Genomic DNA, 10,159 nt, shown 5'->3' with positions numbered 1-10,159 from the left:
GGTGCTCGGCTAACTGTTTTTTCGCCTCAGCCAGTTCGGCTTCTAACGCCACTTTCTGAGCCGCCTTCGCGGTCTGCTCGGCTAAAGAGGCTTGAATTTTGTCTGCTTGTTGCGCTTTTTGTTGCAGCTCAGCCGTCAGTTGCTGGTTTTTCTCCGCTAATGCTTTTGCATCCGCTTGCTGCTTCGCTAAAGCCTCACGGGTGGTTTGGCTTTCCGTTTCCGCTTTCTTCAAACCGTCTTCTTTTTGCTTCAACAAGGCAAGTTGTTTGTTTAAATCGGCGGTCAGTGCTTTAACTTGCTGATCGCTCGCTTGGCTCATCAAGGCGGTTTGTTTTTCCATATCAGCTTGGAGCTTCTGTAAATCCGCATTCGCTTGTTTCAGCTGCGCCTGTGCTGTGGTGTAATTTTGCTCTTGTTGAAGGAGTTTCGCCTGCAAGTCTGCCTGCAGTTTTTCACTGTTCGCAAACTGTTTGGACAACGCATTTTGCGCAGTTTGGTGCTCGGCTAACTGTTTTTTCGCCTCAGCCAGTTCGGCTTTTAAGGCGTTCTCTAATGCAACTTGTTGCTCTGCTTGTTCCGTTTTCTTCGCCAGAGAAACTTGAATTTTTTCTGCTAATTGTTCTTTTTCTACCAACTGAGTTTGTAATTGCTGGTTTTGTAACTCTAATAATTTACTTTTTTCTTGCTGGGCGACTAAAGACGATGCAACACCATCTTTTTCACTTTTAACGGTCGCTAATTCATTTTCTTTCTGTTTCAACAGTTCTTTTTGCTGTAAAAGTTCAGCTGTCACTGATTTCATCAGCTCATCAGCGTTACCCGCGACTTGCAGTTGATTTTTAGATTCCAACTCTAATTTTGCAATATCCGCAGTTAGTTGCTCAATTTTCAAATTTGCAGCAGCAAATTGCTGTTCTTTATCTGCTAATTGCTGTTTAAGTTGGGCTTGTTCAACGACACTTTCATTTAATTGTTTTTCAAGTTGAGCAATGGTTTCTTGGGTTTGCTGATTTTCTTGACTCAATTGATCAAGACTATTTTGCTTTTGCTCAATTGTCTTTTGAGCATCCGCCAGTTTAGTCTTTAATGTGTCAATTAAAGATTGGTCATCTGATGAATTGACAATTGCCTGTAATTGCGCGATTTGCTCTTTACTTTTCAGAACGTCATCATTTAGTTTATCAATCTCAAATTGTTTTTCCGTAATTGTATGCGTTAATTGCGCGATACTCTTATTATGATTAATGAGTTCAGAAACGAGTTGTTCATCATTGAGCAAATGATTATAGGCAATAAGTTGGCCTACACCTTGAGCAATACCAAACTTATATAGATGTGCTAATTGCTGACGTTCAATTAATTGCGCCAATTGCTCAAGATAAGCAGAGGTATTAATACCTGTTGGCTTGGCAAATTTAGATGCATATAAGCCGAGTGGGTCAAGAACCAATTGATATTTTGCAAAATCTTTGGCTAGATAAGCAGGATCCCATTGATTGCTTTGGAAGAAATAAGGGTAAGACGACAACAAAATAGGGGATGCCCCATTTTCTGTCGTCACCGCACACACTTCAGAAAAAGTCGTTTTTTCCGGTTCAGCAGGCTCTGCCTTCGCAACATCTACTTTCTTCGTTGATGCCGCAGCAGATTTATTCTTCCCTGTAGCTTTGCCTTTCGTTCCTTTATTCGCTGCCGCAGATTTTTGTTTCTCTTTTGGAGCAGGAACAGTAGATAGCGAAGAAAAGATTTCATAACCCTGGTTTTGTGTATTAACTGGCAATTGTTGCTTTTGTTCTTGTACTTTGCCTTCTTTTTCCATTTGAAGATAAGTATCAAAATCATCAATTACATTGTTAAAGCGCTCTGCTTTTGGAGCATGACTAAAAAAAGTCGTAACAAGTGCCAGTGACACACAAAGCCTAAGGTTTATTCTCATAATCCACTAATTTTCTTCAATGTTGATTCGGTAGACAATACTGAGTTATAACGAACTTTTGCACACAATACTTTGGTTTTAGATTCTATCGCCATTTGTAATAATTCAATTGTGTCAGGGCTAGCAGTCCCTTCAACTTGTCGATATAGACGGTTGATTTCGCTAACTTCTTTAAATGAACCTACTAAGCGATTGTAATCTTTTGGTGAGAGTGTTTTGAGCGCGTTTAATTCTTTAACACACGTATTCAAATGAGCAAATGTTTGCTGATCAGCACCCGCTTCACCATAAGTTGTAGAAGCAACTGGTGTACGGTTAATTGCGTTGTTTAAAACTTTTTGAGATTCAGGATAAGAGTTATCAGCCTGACCTGGATTGGTATCAACAGTCGATTGTGTTACCGGCTGAGTGGTACTTGTATTGACTACCTGTTTACTTGGGGTATTCGGTGTTGCTGTATTGTATGAGTCTGAGCCAAATGTACAACCTGAAAGAAGAGCTGTACCTGCTATAAGCAAAGATGCAACATAAAATTTATTTTTTAAAAACATATGGTTACCTTACCAGCACTTTTCTTCGCTATTATAATGATGTCAAAAAAACCTAGTGTAAGCTAAAAATTAGCTATTTTCTATAAGTCCGAATGTAGAAATAGAGTCATCTCATAAATTTAGATTAGCTTAACTTTAGTTTTAAAATTATTTTATTGCCACATTTTCATTAATTTTATGAGCTAATTCCCACTAGTCACCCTATAAAGGGATAATTCTACACCTTTGCCGTAATTTTTTATTATTTTATGTCAGAGAACGGTCGAGTTACTCTATAAACCTTGTAAGCGACCCAATTCTTTCCAAGTAAATTCTTATTTTAGTTCTGTCACCTGTAACAATTGTTAACAAATAAAATATTCACTCACAAAAAAATAAACCTTTTTCCATTTTTCAAGCTGCTAACACATTTTAAACTTGTGATATAACAATAAACGTCATCATACAAAAAATGAGTAACCTGCTTAATTCAATTCTACAGGCTAACAATAATTAAAAATTATAAATAGGATCAAGTTTTTATCAAAATACGTATTTATTGATGCTAAAAATGCGTAATAGAGCATAGCAGTTATCTGCCATAATTACTTATATTAAATTGATACGATTCGTAACTCAAATCTATTTTTAATAAAATACATTGATTACATAGCCATAATCACTAAAAAAACACTTTTCAGTGATTTTATTTCACCTTACTCATTTCGCGTCTAGTAAATAGTGTTTTATCTTATAACTAAAATGAACTGCTTGAATGAAACATAAGAGGAGTCAATATTGATAGCTTACAAATGTTAATATATGCCCGGTATTAACCGGGCATAATGGCATTTAAGCTTTGCTAGGACGTAAAGCTGGGAATAAAATAACATCGCGAATAGTATGACTATTAGTGAATAACATCACCATACGGTCAATACCGATACCTAAACCTGCAGTTGGCGGCAAACCATGCTCTAATGCGGTAACATAGTCTTCATCATAGAACATTGCTTCGTCGTCGCCTTCATCTTTTTGACGAACTTGCTCTGCAAAACGTTCAGCTTGGTCTTCTGCATCGTTTAATTCAGAGAAACCGTTACCGATTTCACGACCACCAATGAAGAACTCAAAACGGTCAGTAATGAATGGGTTATCATCATTGCGACGCGCTAATGGTGAAACCTCTGCAGGATACTCAGTGATGAATGTCGGCTGGATTAAGTGGCTCTCTGCAACCTCTTCAAAGATTTCACACTGAATGCGGCCAAGCCCCCAGCTTTTCTCAATTTTGATACCAATTGATTGAGCAATTGCCACCGCTTTATCCATATCATCCAAATCAGCAACGTTGGTTTCAGGACGATATTTGCAAATCGCTTCTTTCATAGTGAGTTTGGTAAAAGGTTTACCAAAATCAAACTCTTGCTCACCATACTGAACAACCGTGTTACCTAAAACATTTTGTGTCAATGTACGGAACAAATCTTCTGTTAGCTTGATCAGATCACGGTAATCCGCATACGCCATGTACAGTTCCATCATCGTGAATTCTGGGTTATGACGTGGAGATAAGCCTTCGTTACGGAAGTTACGGTTGATTTCAAATACACGTTCAAAACCACCAACAACTAAGCGCTTCAAGTACAGTTCAGGCGCAATACGTAAGTACATATCGATATCTAATGCATTATGGTGAGTCACAAATGGACGCGCAGAAGCACCACCTGGAATGACTTGCATCATTGGGGTTTCGACTTCCATAAAACCGTAACCAACCATAAAATTACGCACTTCAGCGAGGATCTTAGAACGAACAATAAAAGTATGACGAGATTCATCATTCGCGATTAAGTCAAGGTAGCGCTGACGGTAACGTGTTTCTTGGTCTGATAAACCGTGGAATTTGTCAGGTAATGGGCGCAATGCTTTGGTCAATAAACGGACTTCATGACAATGAACAGTCAACTCACCTGTTTTGGTTTTAAATAAACGGCCTTTAGCGCCTAAAATATCGCCTAAGTCCCATTTTTTAAACTGTTCGTTATAGATGCCTTCCGCTAAATCATCACGGGAAACATAAATCTGAATACGCCCACCAACGTCTTGTAACGTTGCGAATGATGCTTTACCCATGATACGACGAGTCATCATACGGCCAGCAATCGACACTTCAATATTTAGGTCTTCAAGCTCTTCGGATGTTTTATCATCATATTGCGCATGAATTTTATCGGAAATATCTTCACGACGAAAATCATTTGGAAATGGAATACCCTTTTCACGCAGTGCCGCTAACTTTTCTTTACGGGCTTTAAGTTCGTTATTCAAATCAGGTGCTTGTTCAACACCTTGTTGTTCCTGAGACATTTTTTCCTCACAGGCCAGCTTTTAAACTAGCTTCAATGAATTTATCCAAATCACCATCCAGTACGGCTTGCGTGTTACGCGTTTCCACACCAGTACGTAAATCTTTTATTCTTGCATCATCAAGGACGTAAGAACGAATTTGACTTCCCCAGCCAATATCGGACTTATTCTCTTCCATCGCTTGCTTGTCTGCATTTTTCTTCTGAATTTCCAGTTCGTATAACTTCGCTTTTAACTGGCGCATCGCTTGGTCTTTGTTTTTATGCTGTGAACGGTCATTTTGGCATTGCGTCACAATATTCGTTGGAATATGTGTGATACGAACCGCTGACTCTGTTTTGTTAACGTGCTGACCACCAGCACCAGAAGCACGGTATACATCAATACGTAAATCCGCTGGATTGATTTCGATATCAATATCATCATCAACTTCAGGATAAATAAACGCAGAACTAAAAGAAGTATGACGACGCCCACCTGAGTCAAATGGACTCTTACGGACTAAACGATGAACACCTGTTTCCGTTCTTAACCACCCGTAGGCATAGTCACCAATAATTTTGACCGTTGCCGATTTTAGCCCAGCAACATCACCATCAGACTCTTCGATAATCTCGGTTTTAAAGCCCTTTGACTCAGCCCAACGCAAGTACATGCGCAATAACATACTTGCCCAATCTTGCGCTTCAGTACCGCCAGAACCCGCTTGTAAGTCAATGTAGCAGTCTGCACTATCATATTCGCCTGAGAACATACGACGAAATTCAAGTTGCTCTAATTTGCCTTGTAATTGCTCTAACTCAGCTTCTGCTTCATTGAATGTGTCTTCATCATCCGCTTCAACCGCAAGCTCTAATAAACCTTCAACATCTTCAAGGCCTTGCGTCATCTGGTCAATTGTTTCAACAATTGCCTCAAGTGATGAACGTTCTTTACCAAGGGCTTGCGCTCTTTCGGGTTCATTCCAAACATCAGGCTGTTCAAGCTCAGCGTTGACTTCTTCTAAGCGTTCCTTCTTGGCATCATAGTCAAAGATACCCCCTCAGAACCACTGTCCGCTCAGACAGGTCCTGAATCTTACTTTTTATTGGGTTTATTTCAAACGTCATTTTTCAATATCTTATGGTTAGTCAAAAATATTTTTTTGTTCACAAACCGCTTAGTATAGCGGAATTTATCTCATGTTTATAGCGCCATAAAACGCTATTTCATCGTTATTCAGTGTGTTAATTACCCGTTTAATCCGGCCAAATATGTTCAATCATTAATTGTACGTTTTTTTGCCCTCGAAACTCGTTTACATCCAATTTAAAGGCTATTTTAGCTTTTTTGATACTATTATCTGGCCATCGGCGCACATCAATATTAAACATTATTGCATCTAACATTGGCCCGCCATTCACCGGCTCTAACATGAGTTTTAGATGACGCTCACCCACTAGCCTTTGCTGTAATAATTGGAATTCACCATCAAATACTGGCTCGGGGAATGATTGTCCCCAAGGGCCACTCTCTCGAATAAGTTCCGCTGTTTCTAAACAAAATTCATTGCGAGAAAGCTCACCATCACTCCATATCACTCCAGCAAGTTGTTCAGGCTGAATAAGTTCCCCCATCAATAGCTCAAAGTGATGTTTAAAAGCATCAAATTTATCCACTTCAAGCGTCAAACCTGCCGCCATCGCATGACCACCGAACTTCTGCATTAACCCCGGTTGTAAGGTATTCAAGCGTTCAAGTGCATCGCGCATGTGCACCCCTTGAATAGAGCGCCCTGAACCTTTTAATAAGCCATCACCAGCAGGGGCAAATGCAATAACCGGACGATGGTATTGTTCTTTGATCCTAGAAGCCAATATCCCTACAACGCCTTGATGCCATTCGGGGTGGTAAATGGCTAGGCCATTTGGTAACTGGTTTTCACCGTATTCGAATTGGTTAAAAAGCACGAGAGCTTCTTGCTGCATACCCGCTTCAATCTCACGGCGAGTTTGATTTAGCCCATCCAACTCATTTGCTAGTTCCCGCGCATAGGCCATATCGTCAGTCAGCAATAATTCAATGCTCACCGACATATCATCTAACCTACCTGCCGCATTTAATCTAGGACCAAGTGCAAAACCAAAATCATTTGCCACTAGCCTTGATAAATCCCGCTTGGAAACCTCAACGAGGGCTTTAATACCCGCGCAACAACGCCCCGCTCTAACACGATTAAGCCCTTGATGAACTAAAATACGGTTATTTACATCAAGAGGAACCACGTCTGCGACAGTTCCCAACGCAACCAAATCAAGGTATTCGGCTAAATTAGGCTCTGCCACGCCTTGTTGCACAAACCAACCTTGCTGGCGTAAATACGCACGTAATGCCGACATTAAATAAAATGTGACACCAACCCCTGCTAATGATTTAGAGGCAAAGCCACACTCGTTTAAATTCGGGTTGATTATCGCATCCGCAGCAGGCAAAGTTTCCCCCGGCAGATGGTGATCAGTAATAATGACATTTATTCCATAATGGCTAGCTACTTCAACGCCTTCATGGGATGAAATGCCATTATCAACGGTAATAATGAGATTCGTTCCTTGGTTACGCGCTTCTTCAACCACCAAAGGCGTTAAACCATAACCATTTTCAAAGCGGTTCGGAACGATATAATTGATATTCCTATATCCCATTGATTTTAAGGCTCTAATAGCTAACGCAGTACTGGTTGCTCCGTCGGCATCAAAATCCCCAACAATGGTGATAGCCTCATGTTCATTTAAAGCACGATAAAGTAGCGGTAATGCCTTATCAATACCCGATAATGTCCGATAATCCAATAAATTGGCCGCTTTACGCTCTAACTGAGTGATATCGGTGACGCCTCGGTGTTGATAAATCCGTTGTAATAGTTCAGGCAAGCCAGGAAGTTGAGCAGCAGAACTTTGCTGCTGCCTTTGTTGTAAGAGTGTTTCTACATTCACAATAATTAACTATTTTTCGTTGAGTAATTGAACAAGGGCATCCGGTTTCATGTAGCCAGGTAGTAATTGCCCATCCGGTAGGATGATCGCTGGTGTTCCCGTCACTTTAAATAAATTACCCACACTCATATGTTTACTTAGGTCAATTCTGCAATCTTCAATCATGGCAATTTCCTCACCTTTAAACGCTTGAGTTAGCGCTTTTTGTGGTAGGCCATTACACCAGATAGACGCCATTTTTTTCCCTACGTCACTGTCCGCACCTTGACGTGGATATGCAAGATAACGCACCGTGACACCTTGGCTATTTAGTTCACCAACAGATTCATGTAATTTTTTACAGTAACCACAGCTAATATCGGTAAAAACGGTCACAACATGCTTTTCCTGCGGCGCTTTAAAAACAATCATTTCACCTTTGAGCGCTTCTACTTTTTTCATTAATGGCTGATTACTGATATTAACTGGGTTTTTACCGCTCATATCATAAATTGGCCCTTGCAATAAATATTTGCCGTCATCAGTGATGTATACAACACCCGTTGATGTTTCAACAACATTCAGCCCAACAATGGGTGAAGGTTTAATCACTTCAACAACCATGTTGTATTTTTCCAACGTATCACGAATAACTTTTTCTTCTGTTGCCCCATAGACTGAGGAAGTCAACGTTGCAATACATGCAGCAGCCAATAATATCAATTTGCGTTTCATAAATAGTCCTTTAATCATGCATCACCCCCTTGGATGATGCTGCTCATGTAATACTCGTAACCGCTCAGTCGCTACATGAGTATAAATTTGTGTGGTTGATAGATCACTATGACCTAACAACATTTGTACCACGCGTAAGTCTGCCCCATGATTAAGTAAATGAGTTGCAAATGCGTGTCTTAAAACATGCGGTGAGAGTAGCTCGCTATCAATATGTGCAAGTACTGCGTAATATTTTATTCGGTGCCAAAACGTTTGCCGAGTCATTTTCGTGCCACGCTTACTCGGGAATAGAATATCGCTCGTTTTGCCATTTAATAAATCTGGGCGACCTTCATCAATATATTTCTCTAGCCAATATATTGCCTCTTCCCCCAAGGGAATCAATCTTTCTTTATCGCCTTTACCGACAACACGAATAACCCCCTGCCGCAAACTAATATCTGAAAAAGTTAAACCAATTAATTCAGAAACACGCAAACCACATGCATATAGCACTTCCAGCATCGCTTTGTCACGTAGCTCTAAAGCATCTTCGGTAGCAGGGGCATTCAATAAATCTTCAACTTGTCTTTCACTTAAATCTTTGGGCAAACGCTGCGGAATTTTGGGAGCAGCAATCACCGCTGAAGGGTCATCCAAACGGATTTTTTCCCGGTACAAATATTGAAACAACCGACGCATCGCACTTAATAAACGTGCTGAACTCGTTGCTTTATATCCACAATCAATGCGTTCAGCAAAAAAAGATTGTAGGTCAATTGATTGAACATTTTCTAAATGCAACTGATGTGCATCAAGCCATTTATCTAATAGTTGAAGGTCATTACGATAAGAAGCCAATGTATTTTCGGCTAGATCTTGTTCAAGCCAAATTGTATCAAGAAATTGTTCAATTAATGGATTAAGTTGTTTTATTTCCACGACAGATAAGCTTCCTTTAGATAATACCACACGATTCTATTATGCCTGAATGTGGCTGCTTCTGTTACAATACATCCCTTGTGATGAAAACCATAGCTGGACATAGTAATAATATATATGAAAATAGGTCTTTTTTACGGTTCTAGTACCTGTTATACCGAAATGGTTGCAGAAAAAATACGTGATATTCTCGGCGATGATTTAGTCACACTTCATAACGTTAACGATACACCGCCGGCAGAAATGGAACAGTATGATGTTCTTATTTTGGGAATACCTACGTGGGATTTTGGTGAAATACAGGAAGATTGGCTTGAAATTTGGGAAGCGCTTCCCAATCTTAACCTCGCAAATAAAATTATTGCGATGTATGGGCTGGGTGACCAAATAGATTATGGCGAGTGGTTTCTTGATGCCCTTGGGATGCTCTACCACCAACTGAAACCAACCGGTGCTAAATTTGTTGGCTTCTGGCCAACTGAAGGCTATACCTTTGATAGCCCTAAACCACTCAATGACACCGGTGATATGTTTGTTGGCCTTGCATTAGATGAAGTCCACCAGTTTGAACAAACTGATGAGCGCATCGCACAGTGGTGTGTACAGATTTTTGAGGAAATTGAAGCGTTGTTATAATGCAAGTATGGCGCAAGCTTATATTAGCTTGCTTATTGATAACCCAAAGTGAGGGTTATCTACATACTCTCAGGCTA

Annotated in this window: 7 protein-coding genes and 1 pseudogene; 1 reads left to right on the top strand and 7 read right to left on the bottom strand. The window is 40.1% G+C overall.

The genetic code is table 11. From position 1 onward, the window contains the following. From G6Q48_RS16895 to xerD, 7 genes and pseudogenes are all read right to left on the bottom strand, one after another. A pseudogene (locus G6Q48_RS16895) lies at positions 1-1,912 on the bottom strand (hypothetical protein); the annotation flags it as partial. Between the two features lie 20 nt (positions 1,913-1,932). Then, the gene (locus tag G6Q48_RS16890; RefSeq protein ID WP_102137439.1) at positions 1,933-2,487 is read right to left on the bottom strand and encodes a hypothetical protein; all 555 of its coding nucleotides are present in this window, start codon (positions 2,485-2,487) and stop codon (positions 1,933-1,935) included. Between the two features lie 831 nt (positions 2,488-3,318). Beyond that, positions 3,319-4,836, bottom strand: coding sequence for a lysine--tRNA ligase (gene lysS / locus G6Q48_RS16885; protein WP_102137438.1), 1,518 nt, complete (start codon positions 4,834-4,836; stop codon positions 3,319-3,321). 7 nt (positions 4,837-4,843) lie between these two features. Then, positions 4,844-5,945 (bottom strand): peptide chain release factor 2 gene (prfB, locus tag G6Q48_RS16880; RefSeq protein WP_102137437.1). Its coding sequence is split into 2 segments (ribosomal slippage): positions 4,844-5,866 and positions 5,868-5,945, totalling 1,101 coding nucleotides; the frame shifts between segments, so codons are not numbered across the junction. Between the two features lie 129 nt (positions 5,946-6,074). Continuing rightward, positions 6,075-7,808: a single-stranded-DNA-specific exonuclease RecJ gene (gene recJ, locus G6Q48_RS16875; protein ID WP_102137436.1), complete on the bottom strand. Its 1,734-nt coding sequence runs from the start codon at positions 7,806-7,808 to the stop codon at positions 6,075-6,077. Positions 7,809-7,817: 9 nt separating this feature from the next. Next, positions 7,818-8,522 carry a bifunctional protein-disulfide isomerase/oxidoreductase DsbC gene (gene dsbC / locus G6Q48_RS16870; protein WP_166267690.1) on the bottom strand — a complete coding sequence of 235 codons (705 nt, stop codon included), beginning with the start codon at positions 8,520-8,522 and terminating at the stop codon, positions 7,818-7,820. Positions 8,523-8,543: 21 nt separating this feature from the next. After that, on the bottom strand, positions 8,544-9,446 hold the full coding sequence (xerD, locus tag G6Q48_RS16865) for a site-specific tyrosine recombinase XerD (RefSeq protein WP_102137435.1): 903 nt from the start codon (positions 9,444-9,446) through the stop codon (positions 8,544-8,546). Positions 9,447-9,563: 117 nt separating this feature from the next. Between xerD and fldB the strand changes: the two genes are divergently transcribed. After that, the gene (fldB, locus tag G6Q48_RS16860; protein WP_166267688.1) at positions 9,564-10,082 is read left to right on the top strand and encodes a flavodoxin FldB; all 519 of its coding nucleotides are present in this window, start codon (positions 9,564-9,566) and stop codon (positions 10,080-10,082) included. Positions 10,083-10,159: the final 77 nt, after the last annotated feature.

This window comes from Providencia sp. M-27, from assembly GCF_011077905.1.
Classification (GTDB): Bacteria; Pseudomonadota; Gammaproteobacteria; order Enterobacterales; family Enterobacteriaceae; genus Providencia; species Providencia huaxiensis.
Note: the sequence above shows the minus strand (reverse complement) of the source record. Positions and strands in the feature narration are given on the sequence as shown.